This is a genomic window from Micromonospora rhizosphaerae, assembly GCF_900091465.1.
GTDB classification, from domain to species: Bacteria; Actinomycetota; Actinomycetes; order Mycobacteriales; family Micromonosporaceae; genus Micromonospora; species Micromonospora rhizosphaerae.
This window is the reverse complement of the sequence record NZ_FMHV01000002.1, coordinates 3,140,870-3,167,573: the sequence shown is the minus strand read 5'-3', so window position 1 is coordinate 3,167,573 and position 26,704 is coordinate 3,140,870. Positions and strand designations below refer to the sequence as shown.

Here is a 26,704-nt window from a genome sequence, read left to right as displayed (position 1 = left end):
GGGCTCACCCGCCCAGGCCGAACGGGCTGCCGGAGGCGTGCGGGCTGAGCTTGACCGTCGGCGGGGCGGCCGGGTCGTACCACTCCGCCTGGCGGATCGCCTTCATCGCCGCCTTGCGGCCGGCCGGGTCGAGCCGGTCGACGAAGAGCACCCCGTCGAGGTGGTCGGTCTCGTGCTGGACGCAGCGGGCCATCAGCCCGGTCCCGACGATCTGCACCGGATCCCCGTAGCCGTTGAAGCCCTTGGCGATGACATTCTGCCGGCGCTTGGTGTCGAAGTAGAGCCCGGGGATGGAGAGGCACCCCTCCGGGCCGTCCTGCTCCTCGGAGTCCGGGAACTCGAGCACCGGGTTGACCAGGTGGCCGAGGACGTCGTCGACGTCGAAGGTGAACACCCGCAGGCCCACCCCGAGCTGCGGCGCGGCCAGACCGGCACCGCTCTGCTCGCGCATCGTGTCGGTCAGGTCGGCGACCAGCTTGCGCAACTCGGCGTCGAAGTCGACCACCGGATCGGCCGGCGTGCGCAGCACCGGATCGCCGAACAGACGGATGGGCTGGACGGTCACGCGGGGTGGCTCCTTAGCTGGGGCGAGTGGTGCCGTACCAGTCTACGGAGTCACCGGAGTCGCCCCGGCCGGCGTACCGCGATCGGCGGTTTCGCCGGCCACCGCGACCGGCGGGGTGGCTCCCTCACCCACGGTGAGCGGCAGGGTGGCGTAGCCGCGCAGGGTCAGCCGGACCCGGCGCTCCGGCTCGCCCGCCAGGGCCAGCCCGGGCAGCCGGCGCAGCAGCAGCGGGACGGCGACGTGGGCCTCCAGGCGGGCCAGCCCGGCGCCGAGGCAGTAGTGCGGCCCGGCGCCGAAGGAGAGCGGATGGATCTGCGGACGCCAGGGGTCGAACCGCTCCGGCTCCGGGTACCGCCGGGGGTCCCGGTTCGCGGCGCCCAGCAGCAGGATCAGCCAGCTGCCGGCGGGCAGGTCGACCCCGCCGTAGGCGGCCGGGGCGGTGCTCATCCGGGTGGTGAGCTGGACCGGCGAGTCGTAGCGCAGCAGCTCGTCGACGTACCCGGGGGCGAACTCGGGATGCCCGCGCAGCGCGTCGGCCTCGCGCGGATGGTCGAGCAGCACGACGAGGCCGTTGCCGAGCAGGTTGGTGGTCGTCTCGAAGCCGGCCACCAGCAAGATCACCAGGTTGGCCAGCAACTCGTCGCCGGAGAGCCGCTCGCCGTCGGCGTCGTGCACCTGCACCAGCGCCGTGGTCAGGTCGTCCGCCGGCACGCGCCGGCGGGCCTCGACCAGCTCGGCGAAGTAGTCGCGCAGCTCGTCGGCGCCCCGGTCGGCGACGGCCAGCTCCGCCGGGGTGATCTCCGGCTCCAGCACCCCGGTGAGGTCGGTCGCCCAGCGCCGGAACAGCGGCCGGTCCGCCGCCGGTACGCCGAGCAGCGCGCAGATCACCCCGACCGGCAGCGGGTACGCGAACTCGGCCATGAAGTCGACGGGCGCACCGTCGCGACCCCGCTCCAGCATCCCGTCGATGAGTTCGTCGGCCTGGGCGGCCACCACGTCCCGCATGGCGGCGATCCGGCGCGGGGTGAAGGCGCCGGCCGCGAGCCGCCGCATCCGGCTGTGGTCGGGCGGATTGGTGCGCAGCATCGAGCGGGAGATCGAGGCGACGGCGGGGCTCTCCCGCCAGCCGGGCAGGAACTGGTCGCGCAGTTCGTCGTCCAGCACCCCGAACCGGGGGTCGCGGAGGATCTCGTCGGCCTCGGCATAGCCGGTGACCAGGTAGAGCATCGGCCCGGCCTGGACCACCGGCCCGTGGGCGCGCAGCCGCTCGTAGGTGGGATAGGGGTTCACCCGTCCCGGTGGCGACAGGAGCAGCGCGAGGGCGTCGGCAGGGTCCATGCTCGGCCTCCCAAGACATCGGAAGCCTTCATCATGCCCCGGCCGCCCCGATCCGGCGGTCCCCGCCAGCCCGGGGTCGCCGCGGATGACGGCTCAGCCGCCGGCGCCCGGCTCCCCGGCCAGCACCGCGCCGCCATGCAGCAGGGCGTGCTCCGGCAGCGGCAGCTGGATGCCGTGGGCCGCCTCCCAGTCGTGGATCGTGCTGGGGCGGACCTGGGCGGCGAAGTAGTCGACCGCGCTCATCCCGCCGACCACCGGCTCCTCCACCTCGGCGACCAGCCGGGCCGGCACCAGCGGGAAGCCGCTCTGGATGGCGGCGCTGAGCCGGCGGTGCCCGTCGACGACGAAGAAGTACTCCCCCGTGTAGCCGATCCTCAGCGGTTCGAGCGCCTCGTCGCCGGCGGTGGCGACCTCGCCCACGAAGTCGGAGTCCCACAGGCCACGCAGCGTGGCGATGTCCTCGGTCGGGTAGACCCGGGCCGGGTCGAGCAGCAGCAGCGGCGGGGCGTCGCACACCACGTCGGCGCCGAGCCGCCCCTCGTACACGTCGACGATGTGCTCGATCACCTGCTCCGGGGTGGCCCGGGTGGTGTCGCAGATCAGGTCGTAGTTGCGCAGCCGCGCCTTGTCGACGCCGTACCGGACGATGAAGCGGCCCCGCTCGCTCTCGCTGCGCTCGTGCAGCTTGGCCTTCGCCTCCTCCAGCGAGGTGTAGCTCTCGGCCGGGCCGGACGGACGGGCCAGCACCCGCCGGGCCGCCTCGGTCGGCTCGGTGATCATGTGCACCTTGAGCGCGTCGGTGAAGAAGTGCCAGGCCAGCCGGGAGTCCATGACCAGGTTCTCGCCGGAGGCGGCGATGTTTCGCTGGAGCTGGTCGACGTAGCCGTCGACGGCCTGGTCCAGCTCGGCGTGCAGGTTGAGCTGGAGCGCGGTCATCTGCCGCTCCTGCGCCATCTGGCGGTAGAGGTCGCCGACGCTGACCCGACGCAGGCCCAGCCGCTTGGCGATCTCGACCGAGACGGTGCTCTTGCCACTGCCGAGGTCACCGTTGAAGACGATCGATTTCCGAACGGTCACGACTGGTCCACCCCTGATCACCGGCTGATTGACAGCATCGATACGGCGTCGGATCGACGCCCTCCCGTCATCGTCGCGCCATCCGCGCACTCGGGCATGACGGGCGATGCTATCACGCACCCACCTGCGATTTGCCGGACGCGCGGTGCGACGGCGGGGTCGAGGCGTGACCACCTCGTAGCCCTCCTCGGGCTGCCCGGCACGCCGCCGGTCAGAACAGGCTCAGCGGGTCGACCTGGAGGCGGACCGGGTCGGCGGCCTTGCGGGCGCTGCGCTGCCCGGCGGCCGCGTGCAGCGCCTCGGCGAGCGCGGCCGCCCGGGCGCGCGGCACCCGGACCAGCATCCGCTCCCGTCCCTCGTCCGCCGGGACCGGCCCGAGCACCTCGGCGCCGTCCGGCAGCCGGGCCCCGGCGAGCAGGTCGGCCACCGCCTCGGCCGGGCCGGTGACGCTGGCCATCCGGACCGCCGGCGGGAAGCCCAACTCCCGCCGCTCGGCCAGTTCCCGGGCGGCGAACCAGGCCGCGTCCCAGCGCAGCAGCGCCTGCACCGGGGCGAGGGCGCCGTCGGCGACCACCACCACCCGGCCACCGGCCGAGCCGGGGCGGGCCAGCGCGGCTGCGGTCAGCCACCGGCGCAGCGCCTCCTCGCCGGCCCGCAGGTCGGCCCGGGTGAGCAGCGCCCACGAGTCGAGCAGCAGCACCGCGCCGTACCCCCCCTCCGCGACCGGCTCGGCGCCGGGCGTGGCTATCACCAGGCCGGCCCCGCCGGGCACCGTGGCGAGCACCTCCTCCCGACCCGAGGTGCGCACCGGCACGCCGGGGAAGGCGCGGCCCAGCTCCTCCGCGGTCCGCCGGGCGCCGGTCACCGCGGCCCGCAGCCGCCGCCCGCCGCATTCCGGGCAGGCGTACGCGGCGGCGACCCGGCCGCACCAGCGGCAGGCGGGCACGCCTTCTGCGGAGGGCAGCGCGAGCGGGCCGGCGCAGTGCGGGCAGCGGGCCGGGGTCCGGCACTCGGCGCAGGCCACCGAGGGCAGGTAACCGCGGCGGGGCACCTGCACCAGCACCGGGGCGTCGGCCCGCAGGGCGTCCCGGGCGGTGGTCCAGGCCAGGCTGGGCAGCCGGGCCGTGGCCGCGCCGGGGTCGCGGGCCAGTTGCGGGTCGTCACCGGTCGGCGCGATCGCCGGGGTACGCGCCCGCACGGTCGCCCGGTCGGCGACCACCTCCCGGGCCCAGCCGGTCTCCACCAGCAGCTGCGCCTCGGCGGTGCGGGTGTACCCGCCGACCAGGGCGCCGGCCGCGCCGAGCTGGGCCCGGGTGAGCAGCACCTCCCGGGCGTGTGGGTACGGCGCCCGGGGCTCGGCGTGCAGGTCGTCCCCGTCGTCCCAGATCGCCAGCAGGCCGAGCCGCTCGACCGGGGCGAACATGGCGGCCCGGGTGCCGATCACCACGGGCACCTCCCCGCGCCGGGCGGCGAGGAAGGCGCGGTAGCGCCGGGCCGGGCCGAGCGCGGCGGAGAGGCAGACGTGCCGCCCCGGGCCCAGCGTTCCGGTCAGTGCGGCGTCCAGCCGGTCCAGGTCCCGGGCGTCGGCCACCACCACGACCGCGCCCCGGCCGCCGGCGACGGTGGCGGCGACGGCGTCGGCGTACCGGGCGGCCCAGTCCTCCCCGGGGAGCGCCGACCAGACCGCGCGGGGCGTCCGGCCGTCGCCGAGCGCCCGCAGGAAGGCCGGCCCGGCCGGGTAGTCCCGCCAGCCGCGCGGGTCGACGTCGGCGCCCCGCTCCCCGGCCGTGGGCGGCTCGTCGGAGTCGCCGCGCGGGTCGACGCCGCCGCCCGGCTCCCCGGGCATGGGCGGCTCGTCGGAATCGCCGCGTGGCTCCTTCTCGACCCGGGCGTGCCGGGGCGGGACGGCGAGGCGGAGCACGTCGGCGAGGCTGCCGGCGTACCGGTCGGCGACCGCCCGGGCCAGCCGGGCGATCTCCGGCGCGAGCACCGGCTCGGGCGAGACCACCCGCTCCAGGTACGCCAGCTTGCCGGTGTGCCCCGAGTCGTCGGCCCGCTCCAGCAGCCAGCCGTCGACCAGCTGGCCGGCGAAGCGCACCTTCACCCGGACCCCGGGGACGGCCGCGGCGTCCAGCTCGGCGGGGACCAGGTAGTCGAAGGGGCGGTCCAGGTGGGTCAGGGGCACGTCCACGCAGACGCGAGCGACCGGCGACCCCGGTGCCGGTCGCCGGTCGCTGCGCCTGGTGCCGGTCAGGCTCCCGCGGCCGACTTGAGGTCGGCGGCCCGGTCGGTGCTCTCCCAGGTCAGATCCGGCAGCTCGCGGCCGAAGTGGCCGTACGCGGCGGTCTGCTGGTAGATCGGGCGGAGCAGGTTGAGGTCCCGGATGATCGCGGCCGGGCGCAGGTCGAAGACCTCGGCGACGGCCTTCTCGATCGAGCTGACCGGCACGGTCTCGGTGCCGAAGGTCTCGATGAAGAGGCTGACCGGGTGGGCCTTGCCGATCGCGTACGCGACCTGCGCCTCGCAGCGCTCGGCCAGGCCGGCGGCGACCACGTTCTTGGCCACCCAGCGCATCGCGTACGCGGCCGAGCGGTCCACCTTGGACGGGTCCTTGCCGGAGAACGCGCCGCCACCGTGCCGGGCGTACCCGCCGTAGGTGTCGACGATGATCTTCCGGCCGGTGAGGCCGGCGTCGCCCATCGGCCCACCGATCTCGAACCGCCCGGTCGGGTTGACCAGCAGCCGGTAGCCCTCGATATCCAGGCCGAGGCTCTCCAACTCGGGGGCGATGACGTGCTCTCGGACGTCCGGCGTGAGCAGCGACTCCAGCGAGATGTCGGCGGCGTGCTGACTGGAGACCACCACGGTGTCGAGCCGCACCGGGCGCAGCCCGTCGTACTCGATGGTCACCTGGGTCTTGCCGTCGGGCCGCAGGTAGGGAACCGTGCCATCCTTGCGGACCGCGGCGAGCCGGCGGGCCAGCCGGTGCGCGAGCGCGATCGGCAGCGGCATCAGCTCCGGCGTCTCCGAGCAGGCGAAGCCGAACATCATGCCCTGGTCGCCGGCGCCCTGCGCGTCCAGCGCGCTCTCCGACGAGCCGGTACGCAGCTCGAAGGCGTTGTCCACGCCCTGGGCGATGTCCGCCGACTGCGAGCCGATGGAGACGCTGACCCCGCAGGAGGCGCCGTCGAAGCCCTTCTTCGACGAGTCGTACCCGATGTCGAGGATGGTCCTGCGGACGATGGTCGGGATGTCGGCGTACGCCTTGGTCGTGACCTCGCCAGCGATGTGCACCTGGCCCGTGGTGATCAGGGTTTCCACCGCGACACGGCTGCGCGGGTCCTCGGCCAGCAGGGCGTCGAGAATGCCGTCGCTGATCTGGTCGGCGATCTTGTCCGGATGGCCTTCCGTGACCGATTCGGACGTGAAGAGACGTGTCACGGCACTCCTAAGCACTTGAAAACTCTTTGAAAGGTGGCTCCGCGGCAGTTTAGTCACCGTACTTCAGGGTGACTCAGGGAACGCGAAGGTGACCAGTGTTCAGGACCGGGCGGCCAGCCGGGCCACCACGAGGTCCCACACGCCGTCGGCGAGGTCTTCCTTGGGCTGCTCGGGCATCCGGCTGACCGAGCCGTCCGCGCCGATGACGGTCGCCGCGTTGGTCTCGGCGCCGAAAACCTTGTCCGTGTCGACCTCGTTGATCACGATGAGATCCGCCCGCTTACGGGCGAGCTTGGCCCGGCCGTTGGCCTCGGCGTCGCCGGTCTCGGCGGCGAACACCACCAGCACCTGTTCCGGTCGGCGGCGTCGGCCCAGCTCGGCGGCGATGTCCGGGTTGGTGACCAGTTCGATCGTCGGTGCGCTGCCGTCGTCCGCCTTCTTGATTTTGCCAGGCGCGTAGGTCGCGGGACGGAAATCGGCGGGAGCGGCGGCCATCACCACGGCGTCCGCGTCGGCGGCCGCCTCCAGGGTGGCCTTGCGCATCTCCTCGGTGGTGCCGACCCGGATCAGGTCGACGCCGGCCGGGTCGGCGAGCGAGACGTTGGCCGAGATCAGGGTGACCCGGGCGCCCCGGGCGACGGCCGCGCGGGCGAAGGCGTACCCCTGCTTGCCGGACGAACGGTTGCCGAGGAACCGGACCGGGTCGAGCGGCTCGCGGGTGCCGCCGGCGGTGACCACGACGTGCCGGCCGGCCAGGTCGGCCGGGGCGGTGACGCCCCGGGCGAGGGCACGGCGGGCCACCGCGAAGATCTCCGCCGGCTCGGGCAGCCGGCCCTTGCCGGTGTCGGCGCCGGTGAGCCGGCCGACGGCCGGCTCGATCACCCGGACGCCCCGGGCCCGCAGGGTCGCCACGTTGGCGACCGTGGCCGGGTGCTCCCACATCTCCGTGTGCATCGCCGGGGCGAGCACCACCGGGCAGCGGGCGGTCAGCAGGGTGTTGGTGAGCAGGTCGTCGGCGAGCCCGTGGGCGGCCTTGGCGAGCAGGTCGGCCGTGGCCGGCACGACCACCACCAGGTCGGCGTGCTGGCCGAGGCGGACGTGCGGCACCTCGTGCACGTCGGACCAGACGTCGTCGGCGACCGGCTGGCCGGAGAGCGCGGCCCAGGTCGGCGCCCCGACGAAGCGGAGCGCCGACGCGGTCGGCACGACGCGCACCCGGTGGCCCGACTCGGTGAAGAGCCGGAGCAGCTCACACGCCTTGTAGGCGGCAATGCCACCGCCGACCCCGAGGACGATCTCGGCGGACATCGACGCGGGCGGGATTACGGCTGGTCGGTCGGCTCGGCGGTGAGCAGGCCCGCGTTGATCTCACGCATGGCGATCGAGAGCGGCTTCTCCTGCGGGGTGGTCTCCACCAGCGGGCCGACGTACTCGAGCAGGCCCTCACCGAGCTGGCTGTAGTAGGCGTTGACCTGACGCGCACGCTTGGCGGCGAAGATCACCAGCGCGTACTTCGAGTCCGTCTTCTCGAGGAGCTCGTCGATCGGCGGGTTGGTGATGCCTTCGGGGTTGGTGGCGATGGATCCCACGAAATAACCTCTGCGTCTTGGGCACCGCCCGGGGGCGGTGGTCTCTCAACCGCTCGCGGGCGGTCGGGCCGGAGCCAGGAAGGACGAACCGAGCAAGCCTACCAGTTCGTCGGCCGCCCGCTCGGTGCGGTCGTGGGTCACGGCGTGTGCGAAGGCGGCCGCGGTGGCCGGGTCCGGTCGGTACCCCGGCGGGGCGAGGAGCACCAGCTGCGCGTCCGGCACGACGGCCCGGACGGCGAGCGCGCCGGGCAGGTCGAGCGGGAGCAGCACCGGCTGGCCGGCCGCCAGCCGGGACCGGATCCCCTCGCGCGGGATGCCGCGCCGGTACGGCCCGGTCCGGCTCCACTCCAGCAGCTCGCCGGCCTCGACCAGCCGGTCGAACTCGGCCGGGGCGAGGAAGATCCGGTCGACGCCGTGCACCTCACCTGGCCGGGGCGGCCGGGTGGTGGCCGGCACGGGCACCCAGGCGGATGCGAAACGCGCCCGGACCAACTCGACGACACTCTCCCTACCGGCACCGGAAGGTCCGGCCAGGACAGTGAGCCGAGCCGCCGGGCGCGCCTCGTCATCCGTGGTCACCGCTTGTTTCTACACGGTGCGGCGTTCAGTTGGCGGCAAACTCTCCAAGCAGAGCCTTGCGCTGCTGCTCGCCCAGGCCGCGCAGGCGACGGCTGTCGGCGATCTTGAGCTTCTCCATGATCTGGGTGGCCCGGATCTTGCCGATGCCGGGCATCGCCTGCAGGACGGCCGAAACCTTCAGCTTGCCCACGACGTCGTCGGACTCGGCCCGCTCGAGGACGGTGGCGAGGGTGGTCTTGCCCTGCTTGAGCTGCTCCTTCAGCTCAGCACGGGCCTTGCGGATCTCCGCGGCCTTCTCCAGCGCGGCAGCGCGCTGCTCGGGGGTCAGTGACGGGAGCGGCACCAGTTCTCCTCAGGTCCCTATCGCGACGGGCGGGGCGCACCGCCGCATCTGTGAAACGTGGTGTCGCTGGCAACCAAAGGGGTCAGTGGTTCCCAGCGCGGGGAAAACTAGCGGTCAACGGAGCTTTCGGCAACGTGGGCGCGCAAAGATCAACGGAAAGTGACGGAACTGTCAACTGTCATGCGGCGGCCAGCACCGCGCGGCAGTCGGCCAGGGCCCGCTCCGTGACGGACCGCAGCGCGGCCACGTCGGGCCCCGCGTTCAGCACCTCACGGGAGTACGAGGGCAGCACCGACGGCAGGCTGGAGCCGAAGACGGTCCGCAGATCCGCGGCGGTGGCGCCCTGCGCGCCGAGCCCCGGGGCGAGCAGCGGGCCGTTCACGGCGGACAGGTCGTGGCCGGTGTCACCGATCGTCGCGCCGACCACCAGCCCGAAGCTGCCGAGCGGCTCCGCACCCCTGTTGAGCTGGGAAATCTCGTCGATCACGGTCTGCGCGACGGTCCGCCCGTCGGCGGCGACGGCACGCTGCACGGCCGCTCCCTCCGGGTTGGAGGTGAGCGCGAGGACGAAGACGCCACCGCCGTGCGCGGCGGCCAGCTCGAACATCGGCGCGAGCGATCCGACCCCGAGATAGGGGCTGGCCGTCACCGCGTCGACATACAGCGGGCTGGATGGATCGAGGTACGCGGAGGCGTACGCGCTGACCGTCGAGCCGATGTCGCCGCGCTTGACGTCGAGCAGAACAAGGGCTCCGGCGGACCGTAACTGTCGGATAGTTGACTCAAGAATTTCAACACCGCGGGATCCGAACCGCTCGAAGAAGGCCGACTGAGGCTTGACCACCGCAACCCGGTCACCGAGGGCTTCCGTCGCGATCCGGGCGAATCGGTCGAGCCCCCGGACGTCGTCGGACAGCCCCCACCGGCCCAGCAGCCCGGGATGGGGATCGATGCCCACGCAGAGCGGTCCCCGCTCCGCCACGGCCCGGTGCAGCCGGACGCCGAAGCTCTCCATCGTCTCTTCCTCTCCCTCGTGGCCGGCTCAGCCGGCCTTGACCGCCGCCTCGATCCCGGTGACGATCCGCGCCACGTCGGCCTCGTCGGTGACGTACGGCGGCATGGTGTAGATCAGGTCGCGGAACGGGCGCAGCCATACGCCCTGCTCCACGGCGGCGGCGGTGGCCCGGCGAAGGTCCACCTCGTGGTCGAGCTGCACCACGCCGATCGCGCCGAGCACCCGCACGTCCGCCACGCCGGGCGCGCCCCGCAGCGGCTCCAGGCCGGCCCGCAGGCCCGCGCCCACCCTGGACACGTCGGCGGCCCAGTCGCCGGCCCGCAGCAGGCCGAGGGAGGCGTTGGCGACCGCGCAGGCCAGCGGGTTGCCCATGAAGGTGGGGCCGTGCGCCAGCACCCCGTCCGCCGAGATGCCGCGGGCGATCTCCGCCGTGCAGAGCGCCGCGGCCAGGGTCAGGTAGCCGCTGGTCAGCGCCTTGCCGACGCAGAGCACGTCGGGGGCGACCCCGGCGTGCTCCGCGGCGAACATCGTGCCGGTCCGGCCGAAGCCGGTGGCGATCTCGTCGAAGACCAGCAGGACCCCGTGCTCCCGGGTCACCTCGCGCAGCACGCGAAGGTAGTGCGGGTGGTGGAAACGCATCCCGCCGGCGCCCTGGACCACCGGCTCGACGATCACCGCCGCCAGCTCGTGGGCGTGCCGCTCGACCGCGTCGACCAGGGCCGCCTCGTACGCCGGGTCGGGCGGCGTGTCGAAGCCGCCGGGCGGCACGGGCGCGAAGACCTGCCGGGGCAGCACGTCGCCCCAGAGGTGGTGCATGCCGCCCTCCGGGTCGCAGACGCTCATCGGGTGGAAGGTGTCGCCGTGGTAGCCGCCCCGCCAGGTGCCGAGCCGGCGGCGCTCCGGGCGGCCGGTGGCCCGCTGGTACTGCAGGCACATCTTCACCGCGACCTCGACGCTGACCGAGCCGGAGTCGGCCAGGAAGACGTGCTCCAGGCCGTCGGGGGCCAGCTCCACCAGCGTGCCGGCCAGCCGTACCGCGGGCTCGTGGGTGAGCCCGCCGAACATCACGTGGCTCATCCGGCCGAGCTGGTCGGTGACGGCCGCGTCCAGCACCGGGTGCCGGTAGCCGTGGATCGCCGCCCACCACGAGGACATCCCGTCCACCAGCTCGCGCCCGTCGGCCAGCCGCAGCCGTACGCCCTCGGCGCTCTCCACCACGTACGGCGGGCTGGCCGGGGGCAGCGCCGCGTACGGGTGCCAGACATGGCTCCGGTCGACGGCCAGGATTTCCTCGGGGGTCACGGGCCCTCCTTCGTGTCCTCGCGCGATGTGCTGCTCACCCGGCCCGCCAGGGCGAGTCCGGGCTGGGGCCGCCGGGCACCGGGCGGCTGGACGACCTGCCCCGCCCCCTTTGCTCTGCTGCGGCGACCGCAACACCCCGGGTCCGGATGTCGGACGACGGCCGTTGCGTCGGGGGCAGCAGAGCAAAGCGGGTCGCGAAGGCTCCCGCCGCGCTGGGGGTCACCGCCGGCCCGCCGGCGTCCGAGCGCCGGCCGCGGCCCCGGCGATCGACCGGACCAGGGCGGGACCCCGGTAGATGAACCCCGTGTAGAGCTGGACCAGGCTCGCCCCGGCGTCGAACATCCGGGCGGCGTCGTCGGGGTCGAGGATGCCGCCGACGCCGACCACCGGCAGCCGGCCGGCGGTCTCCCGGTGCACGAAGGCGACCACCTCGCGGGCGCGACCCGCGAGCGGGCGACCGGAGAGGCCGCCGGCCTCGGCGCCGCGCTCCCGGTCGGCCGCGGCGAGGCCGTCACGGGCCAGGGTGGTGTTGGTGGCGATCACGCCGGCCGCGCCCCGGGCCAGGCAGACCTCCAGCAGCTCGGCGATGGCCGCCTCGGTCAGGTCCGGGGCGATCTTCACCAGCACCGGCTTCTCCCCCACCAGCGCCGCGAGCAGCGCGTCCAGGTGGGCCTTGTCCTGCAGCGACCGCAGGCCGGGGGTGTTCGGCGAGGAGACGTTGACCGCGAAGTAGTCACCGTGCGCGCGCAGCGCCCGGTAGGAGGCCAGGTAGTCCTCGACCGCCGCGTCCAACGGGGTCACCTTGGACTTGCCGAGCGAGATGCCCAGCGGCACGCCGATCGGGCGGGGCAGCGCCGCCAGCCGGGCCGCGAGTGCCTCGGCGCCGGCGTTGTTGAAGCCCATCCGGTTCACCACGGCTTCGCTGTCCCGCAGCCGGAACAGCCGGGGCCGGGGGTTGCCCGGCTGGGCGTGCGCGGTCACCGTGCCGACCTCGACGAAGCCAAAGCCCAGCGCCGGCCAGGCCGGCAGCGCGAGCCCGTCCTTGTCCATCCCGGCCGCCAGTCCGACCGGATTCGGAAACTCCACCCCGAACACGGTCCGCGGCGTCCGCACGGCGTACCGCGCCCGCAGCGCGGCGAGGGCCGCCGGCCGCCGGGACAGCGCGGCGAGGCGCCGCAGCGTCCACTCGTGCGCCGCCTCCGCGTCCCCGCCCCCGACCCGGAACAGCTGCGGCCGTACCACCCGCTCGAAGAGCACGCCCGACCCCCCGCCCCGGGCGGTCACTCGCCGGCCCGCAGGGCGGCGTGGAGTTCCTGGAGGGGGCGGACCTGCATGTCGCCCCGGATGTGCGCCTCGATGCCCATGACCGCGGCGGCCGCGCCCGGTACCGTGGTGATGCAGGGGATGTCCGCCGTCACCGCGGCGCTGCGGATCTCGTAGCCGTCCGAGCGGGCGCTCGCGCCGGAGCCCTGCGGGGTGTTGACCACCAGGGCCACGTCGCCGCCGAGGATCAGCGACACCGCGTCCTCGCCCTCGCCGGCCTCGTAGTGCTTGCGGATCTGCTCGCAGGCGATCCCGTGCCGGCGCAGCACCTCGGCGGTGCCGGTGGTGGCGACGATCTCGAAGCCCAGGTCGGCGAGGCGCTTGATCGGGAAGATCATGCCGCGCTTGTCCCGGTTGGCCACCGAGACGAAGATCTTCCCGGCGGTCGGCAGCGAGCCGTACGCGGCGGACTGCGACTTGGCGAAGGCGTGCCCGAAGTTGGTGTCGATGCCCATCACCTCGCCGGTGGACTTCATCTCCGGGCCGAGCAGCACGTCGATCCCCTTGCCGGCCGGCGTGCGGAACCGCTTGAACGGCAGCACCGCCTCCTTCACCGCGATCGGCGCCTCGACCGGCATCGAGCCACCGTCACCGGTCGACGGGAGCAGGCCCTCGGCACGCAGCTCGGCGATGGCGGCGCCGAGCGCGATCCGGGCGGCCGCCTTCGCCAGCGGCACCGCCGTCGCCTTGGAGACGAACGGCACGGTACGCGAGGCGCGCGGGTTCGCCTCCAGCACGTAGAGCATGTCGTCCTTGAGGGCGTACTGGACGTTGAGCAGGCCGCGGACGCCCACCCCGCGGGCGATCGCCTCGGTGTACCGGCGCACCTGGGCCAGGTGGGAGCTGGCCAGGGTGATCGGCGGCAGCGCACAGGCGGAGTCGCCGGAGTGGATGCCGGCCTCCTCGATGTGCTCCATCACGCCGCCGAGGTAGACCTCGCCGTCGGCGTCGCAGAGCGCGTCCACATCGATCTCGATGGCGTCGTCGAGGAAGCGGTCCACCAGCACCGGGTGATCCGGGGAGATGTCGGTGGCGCGGCCGATGTAGTCGCGCAGCGTGGCGTCGTCGTAGACGATCTCCATGCCCCGCCCGCCGAGCACGTACGACGGCCGAACCAGCACCGGGTAGCCGATCTCGTCGGCGATCGCCTTCGCCTCGTCGTACGAGGTGGCCATGCCGTGCGCCGGCGCGCGCAGCCCGGCCCGGGCCAGCACCGCGCCGAAAGCGCCGCGCTCCTCCGCCAGGTGGATCGACTCCGGCGAGGTGCCGACCACCGGCACGCCGGCGTCCTTGAGCCGCTGCGCCAGGCCGAGCGGGGTCTGCCCGCCGAGCTGCACGATCACGCCGACCACGCCCGGCCCGCCCGCCGCCTTGCCGGAGGAGTTCTCGGCGTGCCAGACCTCCAGGACGTCCTCGAAGGTCAGCGGCTCGAAGTAGAGCCGGTCGGCGGTGTCGTAGTCGGTGGAGACGGTCTCCGGGTTGCAGTTGACCATCACCGTCTCGTAGCCCACCTCGCGCAAGGCCATGACGGCGTGCACACAGGAGTAGTCGAACTCGATCCCCTGGCCGATCCGGTTCGGCCCGGACCCGAGGATGATCACCTTGGGCCGGTCCGAGGGCGCGACCTCGGTCTCCGAGTCGTAGGTCGAGTAGTGGTACGGCGTGGTCGCCTCGAACTCGGCCGCGCAGGTGTCCACGGTCTTGTAGACCGGGCGCACGCCGAGCCGGTGCCGCAGCGTGCGTACACCATCCTCGGCGGCCAGCTCCGGGCGCAGCGCGGCCAGCTGCCGGTCCGACAGGCCGGCCCGCTTGGCCCGGCGCAGCAGGTCGGCGTCGAGCACCGGGGCGTCCACGATCTCCGCGCGCAGCTCGACCAGCGCGGCGATCTGGTCCAGGAACCACGGGTCCATCCCGCCGGACGCCGCGGCGACCTCGGCGATGGAGGCCCCCAGCCGCAGCGCCCGCTCCACCGTGTAGAGCCGGCCGTCGTGCGGCGTCTTCAGCGCGGCGAGGGTGTTCTCCCTGGTCGCGCCGGCCGGGTCCGCGCCCGTCGCGGCAGCGACGACCGAATCAGGAACAGTCCAGAATCCTCCGTGGCTGGTCTCCATCGAGCGCATCGCCTTGTTGAGCGCCTCGGTGAAGTTGCGCCCGAGGCTCATCGCCTCGCCGACCGACTTCATCGTGGTGGTCAGCTCCGGGTCGGCGCCGGGGAACTTCTCGAACGCGAACCGGGGGATCTTCACCACCACGTAGTCCAGGGTCGGCTCGAAGGCCGCCGGAGTCTTCAGGGTGATGTCGTTCGGGATCTCGTCCAGGGTGTAGCCGATGGCCAGCTTCGCGGCGATCTTGGCGATCGGGAAGCCGGTCGCCTTCGAGGCCAGCGCGGAGGAACGGGAGACCCGCGGGTTCATCTCGATCACCACGATCCGGCCGTCCGCCGGGTTGACCGCGAACTGGATGTTGCAGCCGCCGGTGTCCACCCCGACCTCGCGGAGCACCGCGATGCCGAGGTCGCGCAGGCGCTGGTACTCCCGGTCGGTGAGCGTCATGGCCGGGGCCACGGTGACGCTGTCGCCGGTGTGCACGCCCATCGGGTCGACGTTCTCGATCGAGCAGACCACCACCACGTTGTCGTGGCGGTCGCGCATCAACTCGAGCTCGTACTCCTTCCAGCCGAGCACGCTCTCCTCGATGAGCACCTCGTGCACCGGGCTGGCGGCCAGGCCGGCGCCGGCGATCCGCTCGAGGTCCTCCGGCGTGTGCGCCATCCCGGAGCCGAGACCGCCCATGGTGAACGACGGCCGGATCACCACCGGCAGGCCCAGCTCGCCGACGGTGGCCTCGACCTCGGCCATCGAGTGGCAGACCCGGGACCGGGGCACCAGGCTGGTCGGGTCGTCCAGGCCGATCCGTACGCCGGCCCTGGCCACGATGTCCTTGAACAGCTGCCGGTCCTCGCCGCGGCGGATCGCCTCGATGTTGGCGCCGATCAGCTCGACGCCGTACTTCTCCAGCACGCCCGCCTCATGCAGGGCGACGGCGGTGTTAAGCGCGGTCTGCCCGCCCAGGGTGGGCAGCAGCGCGTCGGGGCGCTCGCGGGCGATGACCAGTTCGACGAACTCCGGGGTGATCGGCTCGACGTAGGTGGCGTCGGCGAACTCGGGGTCCGTCATGATCGTCGCCGGGTTGGAGTTGACCAGGCTGACCCGGATCCCCTCGCTGCGCAGCACCCGGCAGGCCTGGGTGCCGGAGTAGTCGAACTCGCAGGCCTGCCCGATCACGATCGGCCCGGAACCGATCACCAGGATGTGCTTGAGATCGGTCCGCTTAGGCATTCTGTCCGCCCTCACTGCGCTTCCGGTCGAGGCCGCCAGCGCCCTCGATCAGCTCCGCGAATCGGTCGAAGAGGTAGTCCGCGTCGTGCGGGCCGGCCGCCGCCTCCGGGTGGTACTGGACGGTGAAGGCGGGCACGTCCTTCGCCCGCAGCCCCTCGACCACGTTGTCATTGAGGCAGACGTGCGACACCTGGACGCCGCCGAACTCCGTGTCGATCACCTGGTCGGGGACCACCGCCCCCGCCTGGGCGCCCGGCACCTGCACGGCGAAGCCGTGGTTGTGGCTGGTCACCTCGACCTTGCCGGTGGCCCGGTCGAGCACCGGCTGGTTGATGCCCCGGTGGCCGTAGCCGAGCTTGTAGGTGCCGAAGCCGAGCGCCCGGCCGAGGATCTGGCTGCCGAAGCAGATGCCGAAGAGCGGCACCCGGCGGCGCAGCACCTCCTGAGCGAGGGCGACCGGCCCGTCCGCGGTGGCCGGGTCGCCCGGGCCGGGCGAGAAGAAGACCGCGTCCGCGCCGGTGGCGAGCAGATCGTCGATGGTGGAGGTGGCCGGCAGCACGTGGGTGGTGACGCCGCGCGTGGCGAGCCGGCGCGGCACGTTTCGCTTGATGCCCAGGTCGAGCGCGGCGACGGTGAACCGATGCGCACCGACCGCCTCGACGACGTACGGCCTGGCGGTGGTCACCTCGGCGGAGAGGTCCGCGCCGACCATCTGCGGCGACTGGCGCACCCGGGCGAGCAGAGCGCGCGGGTCGTCGTCGAGGCTGGAGATGCCGACCCGCATCGCGCCGCGCTCGCGCAGGTGGCGGGTGAGCGCCCGGGTGTCCACCCCGCTGATCCCGACCACGCCCTCGGCGGCCAGCCGGTCCTCCAGGCCACCGGTGGCCCGCCAGTTGGAGCCGATCCGGGCCGGGTCACGCACCACGTAACCGGCGACCCAGATCCGGGCGGACTCGTCGTCCTCGGTGTTGACGCCGGTGTTGCCGATGTGCGGTGCGGTCTGCACCACCACCTGGCGGTGGTAGGACGGGTCGGTCAGGGTCTCCTGGTAGCCGGTCATGCCGGTGTTGAAGACCGCCTCGCCGAAGGTCTCACCGACGCTGCCGTACGCCTCGCCGTGGAAGGTGCGCCCGTCCTCGAGAACGAGGATCGCGGGCCTGCGCTTAGCGCTCACTTGACAGCCTTTCCGTCCAGGACCGTCGGCTCGCCACGCAGGAAGGTCGCGACGATGCGACCCGGCAGCGTCATGCGGGCGAACGGGGTGTTGCGACTGCGGCTGGCCAGCTCCGCCGGCTCGATGGTGCGACGGGCGGCCGGGTCGACCAGGGTCAGGTTGGCCGGCACGCCGGGGGCCGGGTCGAGGCCGTGCCCGTCCAGGCCGGCGATCCGGGCCGGGGTGCGGGACATCCGCTCGGCGAGCAGATCCCATTGCGGGCCGAACACCTCGAGCGCGATCGACAGCGCGGTCTCCAGGCCGAGCATGCCGGGCCGGGCGTACGCCCACTCGCACTCCTTGTCCTCCACGGCGTGCGGGGCGTGGTCGGTGGCGATGATGTCGATCACGCCCTCGACCAGCGCCGCGCGCAGCGCGGCGATATCGGCCTGGGTGCGCAGCGGCGGGTTGACCTTGTAGACCGGGTCGTAGGTCGCCGCCGGGCTCCAGTTGTTCGCGAGTGCGGGGCTCGCAAGCTCACTCCTCCCGCTCACGACCTCGTCGGTGAGCAGCAGGTGGTGCGGGGTCACCTCGGCGGTGACCTTCACCCCGCGCGCCTTGGCCTGCCGCAGCACCTCGACGCTGCCGGCGGTGGAGACGTGGCAGACGTGCAGCCGGCTGCCGACGTGCTCGGCCAGCAGCACGTCCCGGGCGATGATCGCCTCCTCGGCGACCGCCGGCCAGCCGGTCAGCCCGAGCCGGGTGGAGACCTCACCCTCGTGCATCTGCGCGCCCTCGGTGAGCCGCGGCTCCTCGGCGTGCTGGGCGATGACCCCGCTGAACGCCTTGACGTACTCCAGGGCCCGGCGCATCAGCTTCGGGTCGGCGACGCAGTGCCCGTCGTCGGAGAAGATCCGCACCCGGGCCGCCGAGTCGGCCATCGCGCCCAGCTCGGCGAGCTGCTGGCCGGCGAGCCCCACGGTGACCGCGCCGATCGGCTGCACGTCCACCAGCCCGGCCTCCCGGCCCAGCCGCCAGACCTGCTCGACCACCCCGGCGGTGTCGGCGACCGGGGAGGTGTTGGCCATCGCGCAGACGGCGGTGTAGCCGCCGAGCGCCGCCGCCCGGGAGCCGGACTCGACGGTCTCAGCGTCCTCGCGGCCCGGCTCGCGCAGGTGGGTGTGCAGGTCCACCAGGCCGGGCAGCGCGACCAGCCCGGTGCCGTCGATCACCGTGGCGTCCGGCGCGGTCAGCCCGGCGCCGGTCTCCGCCACGACGCCGTCGCGGATCAGCAGGTCGGTCGGCGCGGCGCCGACCACGCTCACGCTCCTGATCAGGTACGCGGTCACCGGTTGATCCCTCCGAGCAGCAGGTAGAGGACGGCCATCCGCACGGAGACTCCGTTGGCGACCTGTTCGACGATGGTGGAGCGGGGTGAGTCGGCGGCCTCGGGCGTGATCTCCATGCCGCGGTTCATCGGGCCGGGGTGCATCACGATCGCGTGCTCCGGGAGCCGGCGCAGGCGGGGGCCGTCCAGGCCGTAGCGGCGGGCGTACTCGCGGGCCGAGGGGAAGTAGGAGTCGTTCATCCGCTCCCGCTGCACCCGCAGCATCATCACCACGTCCACGTTCGGTAGAACGGCGTCGAGGTCGTAGGAGACGTCGGTGCCCGGCGCGAACGCCGCGGCTGCGCCGCCCTCGCCGGGGCCGCCGAGCGAGAGGCTCGGCGCCGCGGCGCCCGCCCTGGCGGCCCAGTCCACCGGGATGAGGGTGGGCGGGCCGACCAGGGTCACCTTGGCGCCGAGGGTGGAGAGCAGCAGCACGTTGGAGCGGGCCACCCGGGAGTGCAGCACGTCCCCGACGATCGCCACGTGCAGGCCGGCGACCCGCCCCAGCCGGGAGCGCATCGTGTACGCGTCGAGCAGCGCCTGGGTGGGGTGCTCGTGGGTGCCGTCGCCGGCGTTGACCACCGACCCGTCCACCCAGTTCGCCAGCCGGTGCGGCGCGCCGGAGGCGGGGTGCCGGACGACCACCGCGTCGGCCCCCATCGCCTGCAGGGTCAGCGCGGTGTCCTTCAGGCTCTCGCCCTTGGCCACGCTGGAGCCCTTGGCGGAGAAGTTGATCACATCGGCGCTGAGCCGCTTGGCGGCCGCCTCGAAGGAGATCCGGGTCCGGGTGGAGTCCTCGTAGAAGAGGTTCACCACGGTCCGGCCGCGCAGTGCGGGGAGCTTCTTGACCTCGCGGCCGGCGACGGTGGCCATCTCGGCGGCGGTGTCCAGGATCTGGGTGGCGGTGGCCGCGTCCAGGTCGGCGCCGGAGAGCAGGTGGCGGATCATGAGGTGGCACCCCCGTACAGCTTGACCCCGTCGGCGTCGTCGGTCTCGGCGAGGGTGACCTTGACGCTCTCGGCGAGCGCGGTCGGGATGTTCTTGCCCACGTAGTCGGCGCGGATCGGCAGTTCGCGGTGGCCGCGGTCGACCAGGACGGCGAGCTGCACGGAGGCGGGGCGGCCGACGTCGCTGAGCGCGTCGAGCGCGGCGCGGACGGTGCGGCCGGAGAAAAGCACGTCGTCGACGAGGACGACCCGCTTGCCGTCGATCCCGCCCGTCGGCAGCTCGGTGGGGCCGACCGCGCGGGTGGCGTGCCGGCGCAGGTCGTCGCGGTAGAGGGTGATGTCGAGCACGCCGACCGGGACGGAGACGTCCTCGAAGGTGCCGATCCGGGCGGCGAGCCGCCTCGCCAGCGGGACGCCCCGGGTGGGGATGCCGAGCAGCACGGTGTCGGCGGCGCCCTGGGTCTTTTCCAGAATCTGGTGGGCGATGCGGTCGACCACCCGCGACACGTCGGCGGCGGCGAGGATCACCTTCACCGAGGGTTGTCGCGGCGGCGACGACTGGGCAGCCGGTGGGTAGGCCACGGCGGACCTCCTTCCCCGCCTCACTGGACGGGTCGTTAAAGGACGTCTGGTCATCCGGCGGGCCGCGAGCGGCCGGGCCGGGGCTTCACGCCACGTTACCAGCGGTCACAGGGCCGATCTCGACCGGTACTGACCCCCGATCAGCGGGCTAAATGGGGATAACTCCCCCAGCGCTCCCCAACGGTAATGTCACGACCCCTTGACCCGGTGTCCCAATCCCCGTTACCGTCACGCTCCGTAGCGATCGCTGGGAGAACCCCGAGCAGCACTGGGAGTGTCCGAATGCCCTCTGAATACGCCAAGTCGCTGGGCGCCCGCCTGCGCTCCATCCGCCAGCAGCAGGGCCTGTCCCTGCAGGGTGTGGAGGAGAAGTCGAACGGGCGGTGGAAGGCCGTGGTGGTCGGCTCGTACGAGCGCGGCGACCGGGCCGTCACCGTGTCCCGCCTGGCGGAGCTGGCCGACTTCTACCGCGTTCCCGTCTCGGAGCTGCTGCCCGACGGCAGCGGGGTGCGCCACGAGCCGACCAGCAAGATCGTCCTGGACCTGGAGCGGCTCTACGACGAGGCCTCCGAGGACCTCGCCTACGTTGCCCGGTACGCCCGCGCCATCCAGCAGCAGCGCGGCGACTACAACGGCCGGGTGCTCTCCATCCGCGCCGACGACCTGCGTGCCCTCGCGATCGTCTACGACGCCTCGCCGTCGGGCCTGATCGAGCGGCTCACCGAGCACGGTGTGCTGGTCGCCGACCCGCGGGCGTTCTTCGCGTCCTGACCTGCTGGCGCAGCGGAAAGGGCCCGTGCCGGACGGCACGGGCCCTTTCTCGTCGTGCGTGGCGCGGCACAACGCCGCTGTCGCGGGCGGCGGATCTCCGCACCGCTCAGCGGGTGGCGTACTCCGCGATCCGGCCGAGCACCCCGTTGAGGAAGCGCGGCGACTCGTCGGTCGACATCTGCCGGGCCAGCTCCACGGCCTCGCTGATCGCCACCGGGTCGTCGATCTCGTCGACGTAGAGCAGCTCGTAGACCGCGATCCGGGCGAGGTTGCGGTCGATCACGGGCATCCGGTCCAGCGTCCAGCCCTCGGCGTAGCTGGCGATCAGCTCGTCGATCCGGTCGAGGTGGGCGGCGACGCCCTCGACCAGGCTGACCGCGTAGCCCAGGTGCTCGGGGCGCGGCTTCTCGATCCGCTCGAGGTAGCCGGCGAGCACCTCGACCGGGGGCCGGTTTCGCAGGTCGGCCTCGAAGAGCACATCCAGCGCCCGCTTGCGCGCCTTGCGGCGCGCAGGCATCTGCTGCTTGGGACCCTCGGCCATCAGGCGCGGCCGAGGTAACGGCCGTCGCGGGTGTCGACCTTGATCTTCTCGCCGGTGGTGATGAAGAGCGGCACCTGCACGGTCGCCCCGGTCTCGACGGTGGCCGGCTTGTTGCCGCCGGTCGAGCGGTCACCCTGCAGACCCGGCTCGGTGTAGGTGACCTCCAGCACGACGGAGGTCGGCAGCTCGATGTAGAGCGGAACGCCCTCGTGCGTGGCGACGGTCGCCTCGGCCTCGGGGAGGAGGTAGTTGGCGGCCTCGCCGACGGTGCCGCCGGGGACGGTGATCTGATCGAACGTCTCCAGGTCCATGAAGACGTAGTCCTCGCCGTCGGCGTAGAGGTACTGCATGGTGCGCTTGTCGACGGTCGCGGTCTCGACCTTGGTGCCCGCGTTGAAGGTCTTGTCGACCACCTTGCCGGACAGCACGTTCTTCAGCGTGGTGCGCACGAAGGCGCCACCCTTACCGGGCTTGACGTGCTGGAACTCGACGACGGACCAAAGCTCCCCGTCGAGGTTGAGTACCAGGCCGTTCTTGAGGTCGTTGGTGGTGGCCATTTCCTGCCTTGATCATGATTTGGCGGACAGACCTGGCAAGTCTACAAGTTGCTGCTCAGTCGCTCGTCGCCAAGCGGCCGGCGAGGTGCAGCAGGGCCAGCCGGTAGCCGTCCACGCCCAGCCCGCAGATCACCCCGGTCGCCACCGCGGAGACCACCGAGTGGTGCCGGAACTCCTCCCGGGCGTGGATGTTGGAGATGTGCACCTCGACCAGCGGTCCCCGGAGCATCGCGCAGGCGTCCCGCACCGCGATCGAGTAGTGCGACCAGGCCGCCGGGTTGAGCACCACCGCCGCCCCCTCGTCGGCCGCCTCGTGCAGCCAGCCGAGCAGCTCGTGCTCGGCGTCGGTCTGCCGGACGACGACGTCCAGGCCGAGCTCCCGGCCGGTGTCCACGCACATGGTGACCAGGTCGGCGTAGCTGGTCACCCCGTACACGTCGACCTGCCGGGTGCCGAGCCGGCCCAGGTTCGGCCCGTTGAGCACGTAAACCCTCACGAGCTGATCTCCCGGTAGGCCGCGTGCAGCAACTCGTCGTCCGGGCCGTCCAGGATCGCCGGCCGGGCGAGGCCGTCCAGCACCACGAAGCGCAGCTTGCTGCCCCGGGCCTTCTTGTCCACCCGCATCGCGGCCAGCAGCTCCGGCCACGCGTCGGCCCGGTAGCTGGTCGGCAGCCCGAGCGCCGTCAGCACGGTGCGGTGCCGCTCCGCCGTCGCCGCGTCGAGCCGGCCGGCCAGCCGGGCCAGGGTGCCGGCGTAGACGAGACCCACGGAGACCGCGTGCCCGTGCCGCCAGCGGTAGCCCTCCACCTTCTCGATGGCGTGGGCCAGGGTGTGCCCGTAGTTCAGCACCTCGCGTACCCCGGACTCGCGGAGGTCTCCGGAGACCACCTCGGCCTTGACCCGGATCGCCCGCTCGATCAGCTCGCGGGCCACCGGTCCGGTCGGGTCGATGGCGGCGGCCGGGTCCCGCTCGACCAGGTCGAGGATCACCGGGTCGGCGATGAAGCCGCACTTGACCACCTCGGCCATCCCGGCGGCCAGGTCGGCCGCCGGCAGGCTGTCGAGGGTGGCCAGGTCGCAGATCACCCCGGCGGGCGGATGAAAGGCGCCGACCAGGTTCTTGCCGGCGGCGGTGTTGATCCCGGTCTTGCCGCCCACCGCGGCGTCGACCATGCCCAGCAGCGAGGTGGCCACCGGCACCCAGCGCACCCCGCGCAGCCAGCAGGCCGCCACGAAGCCGGCGAGGTCGGTGACCGCCCCGCCGCCCACCCCCACCACCGCGTCGGTACGGGTGAAGCCCGCCTCGCCGAGCCGGTCCCAGCAGGCGGCGGCGACGTCGATCCGCTTGCCCGCCTCGGCGTCGGGCACCTCGATCAGCAGCGGCTCGACGCCGACCGCGCGGACCCGCTCGGCGAGCGTTTCGGCCAGGTCCTTGAGCGGCGGCGCGTGCAGCACCGCGACCCGGTTCGCGCCGGGCAGCAGCCGCGGCGGCGGGTCGAGCAGGTTGCGTCCCACGAGCACGTCGTACGGCCGCTCACCGCCGACCGGGATCCGGGTCACCTCGTCCATCGCCGGCAGCCTAGTCGAGCCGGCGTCCGGCGGCGGAAAGTGTCCACTCCGTGACCGGGCGGGCCTGCGGACGTTTGACCGGACAGGGCCCGGACAAGGGCCCAGGAAGCAGCGACTGCGGAGGTTCCCGTGGTGACCACATCCTTTGACCGCGCGGCGATCCGGGTACCTGCCACGATTCTGGGGGTCGGCCTCGGCGGCTTCCTCGACGGCATCCTGCTGCACCAGGTTCTCCAGTGGCACCACATGCTGAGCAGCACCGACAGTGACCACGTCGGGATCAAGGCGTACCCGACGCACACCGTGCCGGGACTGCAGATGAACACCGTGTGGGACGGCCTGTTCCACGTGGTGACCTGGGTGGCGGTGCTGACCGGTCTGGCGATGCTCTACTCCCGGGTGACCCGCTCCCGCGGACGGCTGTGGCGCTCCCCCGCGCTGTGGGGCTGGGCGCTGGTCGGCTGGGGCCTGTTCAATCTGGTCGAGGGGATCGTCGACCACCAACTGCTCGGCATCCACCACGTCCGGACCGGCCCGCACCAGATCGCCTGGGACCTCGGCTTCCTCGCACTCGGGGCGGCCCTCGTCGTGGTCGGTTGGCTGGTCCAGCGGCGAGCCGGTGCGGTGGACCTCTGCGCGGCCGAGCGGCGGTGATGCTCGCCCACGCCGGGCATCCGGCCGCCGGCTTTCCGGCGGTCGCGCTCGTACCCCTGGCGGTGTTCTGGGTCTACCTGGCCGCGGCGCTTCGGCAGCGGGACCCGGCCCGGCGCGGCTGGCCCCATCTGCGGACGACGAGCTTCGGCCTCGGCACGGCGCTGCTTGTGCTGGGCCTGGCGTGGCCGGCCCACGATCTGGCCGGACACATGCGGCAGCACCTCCTGCTCGGCATGCTGGCGCCGCTCGCCCTGGTGCTCGGAGCTCCCGGCACGCTGGCGTTGCGCAGCCTCGACCGGCGGACCGGACGGGCGGCGGTACGGCTGCTGCGGCACCCGGCCTCCCGGGTCCTCGCTCACCCGGTCGCCGGCCTGCTGCTCACCGCCGGCGGGCTCTGGCTCCTCTTTCTGACTCCGCTCTACCGGGCCACCCTGGGCAGCCCTACCCTGCACGGCCTGATGCAGCTGCACTTCGTGCTCAGCGGCTACCTGTTCAGCTGGTCGATCGTCGGCCCCGATCCGGGGCCGCACCGCGCCCGGGTGCCGGTACGCCTCGTCGTGCTCGGCGTCGCGGTAGCCGCGCACGCCACGATCGCCCAGCTCCTCTACGCCGGTCTGCTGGTCGACGTCCCCGCCACGGTCGACGAGCTGCGCGCCGGCGCCACCGTCATGTACTACGGCGGCGACCTGGCCGAGGTCCTGCTGGCCCTCGCCCTGTTGGTGACCTGGCGGCCGGAGAGTGCACGGAGACGTGACCTGGTGACCCGGCCGGTGTAGTGGGTCAGCGCCCCGGCCGCCGGCCCGCCCACTCTGCGCCGGGCGGCGTAGGTCAGGGCTTGAGCAGGGCGGCGATCTCGGCGGCGATCTCCTCCGGGGTCCGCCCGTCGGTAACCACGGTGGCGGTGGCCACCTCGGCGTAGAGCGGGCGCCGCTGCTCCATCAAATGTTTGAGGGTGGCCCGCGGGTTGATCGCCAGCAGCGGCCGGCCGGCGCCCAGCCCGACCCGCTTGACCGCGTCGGGCAGCTCCACCGACAGATGCACGACGGTGTGCCCGATCAGCGCGGCCCGGTTCTCCTCGGCGAGGATCGCGCCGCCGCCGAGCGCGAGCACCCCCGGGCAGGAGGCCAGCGCCGCCGCCACCGCCGCCCGTTCGAGGGTACGGAAGTGGTCCTCCCCCTCGTCGACGAAGATCTCCGGGATCGGCTTGCCGGCGAGCCGCTCGATGTCGACATCCGTGTCGCGGAACTCGACGCCCAGCTCGGCGGCGAGCGCCTGACCGACGGTTGTCTTGCCGGAGCCTGGCGCCCCGACCAGCACGCAGACCGGCCGCGTGCTCACCGGACAACCAGGGCGTCGAGGTAGCCGGCGAGGTTGCGGCGCATCTCGGCGACCGAGTCGCCGCCGAACTTCTCGACGGCCGCCTCGGCGAGCACCAGGGCCACCATCGCCTCGGCCACCACGGCGGCGGCGGGCACCGCGCAGACGTCGGAGCGCTGGTTGATCGCGGTGGCCGGCTCCCCGGTGGCCACGTCCACGGTGGCCAGCGCCCGGTTCAGCGAGGAGATCGGCTTCATCGCTGCCTTCACCCGCAGCGGCTCGCCGGTGGTAATGCCCCCTTCCAGGCCGCCGGCCCGGTCGGTCACCCGCCGCACCCCGGTGGCCGTCGGCACGATCTCGTCGTGCGCCTCCGATCCACGGGAGCGAGCCTGCTGCCAGCCGTCGCCGATCTCCACGCCCTTGATCGCCTGGATCGACATGAGCGCGGTGGCGAGCCGGGCGTCGAGCTTGCGGTCCCACTGGACATGGCTGCCCAGGCCCGGCGGTACCCCGTACGCCAGCACCTCGACCACGCCGCCGAGGGTGTCGGCGGCCTTCTTCGCGGCGTCGACCTCGGCGACCATCCGGGCGCTCGCCTCCGGGTCCAGGCAGCGCAGCGGGTCCGCGTCGATCCGCTCGACGTCCTCCGGCGTGGGGCGCAGACCGGGCTTGGCGGCGACCGGGCCCAGCTCCACCACGTGGGAGACGATCTCGATGCCGAGGGCCTGCTTCACCAGCGCCTTGGCCACGGTGCCGACGGCCACCCGGGCGGCGGTCTCCCGGGCGCTGGCCCGCTCCAGGATCGGCCGGGCGTCGGTGTGGCCGTACTTCTGCATGCCGGCCAGGTCGGCGTGGCCCGGCCGGGGGCGGGTGAGCGGCGCGTTGCGGGCCTGTCCGGCCAGTTCCTCGGGGTCGACCGGGTCGGCGGCCATCACGGTGCGCCACTTCGGCCACTCCGAGTTGCCCACCCGGATCGCCACGGGGCTGCCGATGGTGACCCCGTGCCGGAGCCCGCCGATGACCTCGACCTCGTCCTGCTCGAACGACATCCGGGCGCCCCGGCCGTAGCCGAGCCGGCGCCGGGCCAGCTCACCGGAGATCTCCCGGGTGGTCACCTCGATCCCGGCGGGCACCCCCTCCAGCACCGCCACGAGGGCGGGTCCGTGCGATTCACCTGCAGTCAGCCAGCGCAACACAGCGGTCAGTCTGTCACGCCCGGTGGCCGCCGCGGCGCTCCGCCCACCGCGTCCCGCCCTCCGGACGCGACCGTCGGGCGATGTCCGCCGACGCCGCATACCCGCCGTCCCTGTCGGCGGGCG

The 26,704-nt window shown here is 73.2% G+C and carries 26 protein-coding genes; 3 read left to right on the top strand and 23 right to left on the bottom strand.

Annotation, left to right across the window (positions count from 1 at the left end; all coding sequences use genetic code 11):
- Positions 1 to 4: 4 nt before the first annotated feature.
- From def to pyrR, 17 genes are all read right to left on the bottom strand, one after another.
- Positions 5 to 565: a peptide deformylase gene (gene def, locus GA0070624_RS15200; protein ID WP_091341639.1), complete on the bottom strand. Its 561-nt coding sequence runs from the start codon at positions 563 to 565 to the stop codon at positions 5 to 7.
- A 42-nt stretch (positions 566 to 607) separates the two neighbouring features.
- The gene (locus GA0070624_RS15195) at positions 608 to 1,903 is read right to left on the bottom strand and encodes a cytochrome P450 (protein ID WP_091341636.1); all 1,296 of its coding nucleotides are present in this window, start codon (positions 1,901 to 1,903) and stop codon (positions 608 to 610) included.
- A gap of 93 nt (positions 1,904 to 1,996) precedes the next feature.
- Complete coding sequence (locus GA0070624_RS15190; RefSeq protein ID WP_091341634.1) at positions 1,997 to 2,980, bottom strand: AAA family ATPase; 984 nt, start codon at positions 2,978 to 2,980, stop codon at positions 1,997 to 1,999.
- A gap of 211 nt (positions 2,981 to 3,191) precedes the next feature.
- Positions 3,192 to 5,171, bottom strand: coding sequence for a primosomal protein N' (locus GA0070624_RS15185; RefSeq protein WP_245718796.1), 1,980 nt, complete (start codon positions 5,169 to 5,171; stop codon positions 3,192 to 3,194).
- A 59-nt stretch (positions 5,172 to 5,230) separates the two neighbouring features.
- Complete coding sequence (metK, locus tag GA0070624_RS15180) at positions 5,231 to 6,421, bottom strand: methionine adenosyltransferase (protein WP_091341629.1); 1,191 nt, start codon at positions 6,419 to 6,421, stop codon at positions 5,231 to 5,233.
- Positions 6,422 to 6,520: 99 nt separating this feature from the next.
- The gene (gene coaBC / locus GA0070624_RS15175; protein WP_091341626.1) at positions 6,521 to 7,729 is read right to left on the bottom strand and encodes a bifunctional phosphopantothenoylcysteine decarboxylase/phosphopantothenate--cysteine ligase CoaBC; all 1,209 of its coding nucleotides are present in this window, start codon (positions 7,727 to 7,729) and stop codon (positions 6,521 to 6,523) included.
- A gap of 14 nt (positions 7,730 to 7,743) precedes the next feature.
- The gene (rpoZ, locus tag GA0070624_RS15170; protein ID WP_091341624.1) at positions 7,744 to 8,010 is read right to left on the bottom strand and encodes a DNA-directed RNA polymerase subunit omega; all 267 of its coding nucleotides are present in this window, start codon (positions 8,008 to 8,010) and stop codon (positions 7,744 to 7,746) included.
- A gap of 45 nt (positions 8,011 to 8,055) precedes the next feature.
- A complete protein-coding gene (locus GA0070624_RS15165; protein ID WP_091341621.1) occupies positions 8,056 to 8,589 on the bottom strand; it encodes a nucleoside/nucleotide kinase family protein in 534 nt (177 codons plus the stop codon).
- Between the two features lie 25 nt (positions 8,590 to 8,614).
- Complete coding sequence (gene mihF / locus GA0070624_RS15160) at positions 8,615 to 8,932, bottom strand: integration host factor, actinobacterial type (protein WP_013285515.1); 318 nt, start codon at positions 8,930 to 8,932, stop codon at positions 8,615 to 8,617.
- Positions 8,933 to 9,110: 178 nt separating this feature from the next.
- Positions 9,111 to 9,947, bottom strand: coding sequence for an orotidine-5'-phosphate decarboxylase (gene pyrF / locus GA0070624_RS15155; RefSeq protein WP_091341619.1), 837 nt, complete (start codon positions 9,945 to 9,947; stop codon positions 9,111 to 9,113).
- Between the two features lie 27 nt (positions 9,948 to 9,974).
- Positions 9,975 to 11,249 (bottom strand): adenosylmethionine--8-amino-7-oxononanoate transaminase, encoded by a 1,275-nt coding sequence (locus GA0070624_RS15150; protein ID WP_091341616.1) that lies wholly within the window; start codon positions 11,247 to 11,249, stop codon positions 9,975 to 9,977.
- A gap of 219 nt (positions 11,250 to 11,468) precedes the next feature.
- Positions 11,469 to 12,506 carry a quinone-dependent dihydroorotate dehydrogenase gene (locus tag GA0070624_RS15145; protein ID WP_091348884.1) on the bottom strand — a complete coding sequence of 346 codons (1,038 nt, stop codon included), beginning with the start codon at positions 12,504 to 12,506 and terminating at the stop codon, positions 11,469 to 11,471.
- A 23-nt stretch (positions 12,507 to 12,529) separates the two neighbouring features.
- Positions 12,530 to 15,907: a carbamoyl-phosphate synthase large subunit gene (gene carB / locus GA0070624_RS15140; protein ID WP_091341613.1), complete on the bottom strand. Its 3,378-nt coding sequence runs from the start codon at positions 15,905 to 15,907 to the stop codon at positions 12,530 to 12,532.
- Positions 15,900 to 17,081 carry a glutamine-hydrolyzing carbamoyl-phosphate synthase small subunit gene (gene carA, locus GA0070624_RS15135; protein WP_091341610.1) on the bottom strand — a complete coding sequence of 394 codons (1,182 nt, stop codon included), beginning with the start codon at positions 17,079 to 17,081 and terminating at the stop codon, positions 15,900 to 15,902. The genes carB and carA overlap by 8 nt, the downstream gene beginning before the upstream one ends.
- Positions 17,078 to 18,409 (bottom strand): dihydroorotase, encoded by a 1,332-nt coding sequence (locus GA0070624_RS15130; RefSeq protein WP_091341607.1) that lies wholly within the window; start codon positions 18,407 to 18,409, stop codon positions 17,078 to 17,080. The genes carA and GA0070624_RS15130 overlap by 4 nt, the downstream gene beginning before the upstream one ends.
- Positions 18,406 to 19,395 carry an aspartate carbamoyltransferase catalytic subunit gene (locus GA0070624_RS15125; protein WP_091341604.1) on the bottom strand — a complete coding sequence of 330 codons (990 nt, stop codon included), beginning with the start codon at positions 19,393 to 19,395 and terminating at the stop codon, positions 18,406 to 18,408. Before GA0070624_RS15125 ends, GA0070624_RS15130 begins: the two co-directional genes overlap by 4 nt.
- Entirely contained in the window at positions 19,392 to 19,976 is a 585-nt protein-coding gene (gene pyrR, locus GA0070624_RS15120) for a bifunctional pyr operon transcriptional regulator/uracil phosphoribosyltransferase PyrR (protein WP_091341601.1), read from the bottom strand. Before pyrR ends, GA0070624_RS15125 begins: the two co-directional genes overlap by 4 nt.
- A gap of 282 nt (positions 19,977 to 20,258) precedes the next feature.
- Between pyrR and bldD the strand changes: the two genes are divergently transcribed.
- Positions 20,259 to 20,747: a transcriptional regulator BldD gene (gene bldD / locus GA0070624_RS15115; protein ID WP_013285505.1), complete on the top strand. Its 489-nt coding sequence runs from the start codon at positions 20,259 to 20,261 to the stop codon at positions 20,745 to 20,747.
- Positions 20,748 to 20,853: 106 nt separating this feature from the next.
- Here bldD and nusB read toward each other — a convergent pair whose 3' ends face one another.
- The 4 genes from nusB to aroB are packed head-to-tail and all read right to left on the bottom strand — an operon-like array spanning position 20,854 to position 23,414.
- Positions 20,854 to 21,264 (bottom strand): transcription antitermination factor NusB, encoded by a 411-nt coding sequence (gene nusB, locus GA0070624_RS15110; RefSeq protein WP_176732022.1) that lies wholly within the window; start codon positions 21,262 to 21,264, stop codon positions 20,854 to 20,856.
- Between the two features lie 23 nt (positions 21,265 to 21,287).
- Positions 21,288 to 21,845 carry an elongation factor P gene (efp, locus tag GA0070624_RS15105; protein WP_091341595.1) on the bottom strand — a complete coding sequence of 186 codons (558 nt, stop codon included), beginning with the start codon at positions 21,843 to 21,845 and terminating at the stop codon, positions 21,288 to 21,290.
- Positions 21,846 to 21,900: 55 nt separating this feature from the next.
- Positions 21,901 to 22,341 carry a type II 3-dehydroquinate dehydratase gene (aroQ, locus tag GA0070624_RS15100; protein ID WP_091341593.1) on the bottom strand — a complete coding sequence of 147 codons (441 nt, stop codon included), beginning with the start codon at positions 22,339 to 22,341 and terminating at the stop codon, positions 21,901 to 21,903.
- Complete coding sequence (gene aroB / locus GA0070624_RS15095; RefSeq protein WP_091341590.1) at positions 22,338 to 23,414, bottom strand: 3-dehydroquinate synthase; 1,077 nt, start codon at positions 23,412 to 23,414, stop codon at positions 22,338 to 22,340. Before aroB ends, aroQ begins: the two co-directional genes overlap by 4 nt.
- A gap of 132 nt (positions 23,415 to 23,546) precedes the next feature.
- Between aroB and GA0070624_RS15090 the strand changes: the two genes are divergently transcribed.
- Together GA0070624_RS15090 and GA0070624_RS15085 are read left to right on the top strand one after the other, a co-directional pair.
- Positions 23,547 to 24,068 (top strand): DUF2243 domain-containing protein, encoded by a 522-nt coding sequence (locus tag GA0070624_RS15090; protein ID WP_245718795.1) that lies wholly within the window; start codon positions 23,547 to 23,549, stop codon positions 24,066 to 24,068.
- The gene (locus GA0070624_RS15085) at positions 24,068 to 24,844 is read left to right on the top strand and encodes a cytochrome c oxidase assembly protein (RefSeq protein WP_245719158.1); all 777 of its coding nucleotides are present in this window, start codon (positions 24,068 to 24,070) and stop codon (positions 24,842 to 24,844) included. The genes GA0070624_RS15090 and GA0070624_RS15085 overlap by 1 nt, the downstream gene beginning before the upstream one ends.
- A 52-nt stretch (positions 24,845 to 24,896) precedes the next feature.
- On the opposite strand, the gene GA0070624_RS15080 is transcribed toward GA0070624_RS15085, so the two are convergent.
- Positions 24,897 to 25,406, bottom strand: a complete 510-nt coding sequence (locus tag GA0070624_RS15080; RefSeq protein WP_091341584.1) for a shikimate kinase — start codon at positions 25,404 to 25,406, stop codon at positions 24,897 to 24,899.
- The gene (aroC, locus tag GA0070624_RS15075; RefSeq protein WP_091341582.1) at positions 25,403 to 26,581 is read right to left on the bottom strand and encodes a chorismate synthase; all 1,179 of its coding nucleotides are present in this window, start codon (positions 26,579 to 26,581) and stop codon (positions 25,403 to 25,405) included. Before aroC ends, GA0070624_RS15080 begins: the two co-directional genes overlap by 4 nt.
- Positions 26,582 to 26,704 lie beyond the last annotated feature (123 nt).

What these genes read in the sequence shown, in the direction of transcription:
- GA0070624_RS15195 (WP_091341636.1), bottom strand. Translation starts at nt 1,903, where the DNA reads ATGGACCCTGCCGACGCCCTCGCGCTGCTCCTGTCGCCACCGGGACGG.
- coaBC (WP_091341626.1), bottom strand. Translation starts at nt 7,729, where the DNA reads ATGTCCGCCGAGATCGTCCTCGGGGTCGGCGGTGGCATTGCCGCCTAC.
- pyrF (WP_091341619.1), bottom strand. Translation starts at nt 9,947, where the DNA reads ATGGAGAGCTTCGGCGTCCGGCTGCACCGGGCCGTGGCGGAGCGGGGA.
- carB (WP_091341613.1), bottom strand. Translation starts at nt 15,907, where the DNA reads ATGCCTAAGCGGACCGATCTCAAGCACATCCTGGTGATCGGTTCCGGG.
- GA0070624_RS15125 (WP_091341604.1), bottom strand. Translation starts at nt 19,395, where the DNA reads ATGATCCGCCACCTGCTCTCCGGCGCCGACCTGGACGCGGCCACCGCC.
- bldD (WP_013285505.1), top strand. Translation starts at nt 20,259, where the DNA reads ATGCCCTCTGAATACGCCAAGTCGCTGGGCGCCCGCCTGCGCTCCATC.
- nusB (WP_176732022.1), bottom strand. Translation starts at nt 21,264, where the DNA reads ATGCCTGCGCGCCGCAAGGCGCGCAAGCGGGCGCTGGATGTGCTCTTC.
- efp (WP_091341595.1), bottom strand. Translation starts at nt 21,845, where the DNA reads ATGGCCACCACCAACGACCTCAAGAACGGCCTGGTACTCAACCTCGAC.
- aroB (WP_091341590.1), bottom strand. Translation starts at nt 23,414, where the DNA reads ATGGACGAGGTGACCCGGATCCCGGTCGGCGGTGAGCGGCCGTACGAC.
- GA0070624_RS15085 (WP_245719158.1), top strand. Translation starts at nt 24,068, where the DNA reads ATGCTCGCCCACGCCGGGCATCCGGCCGCCGGCTTTCCGGCGGTCGCG.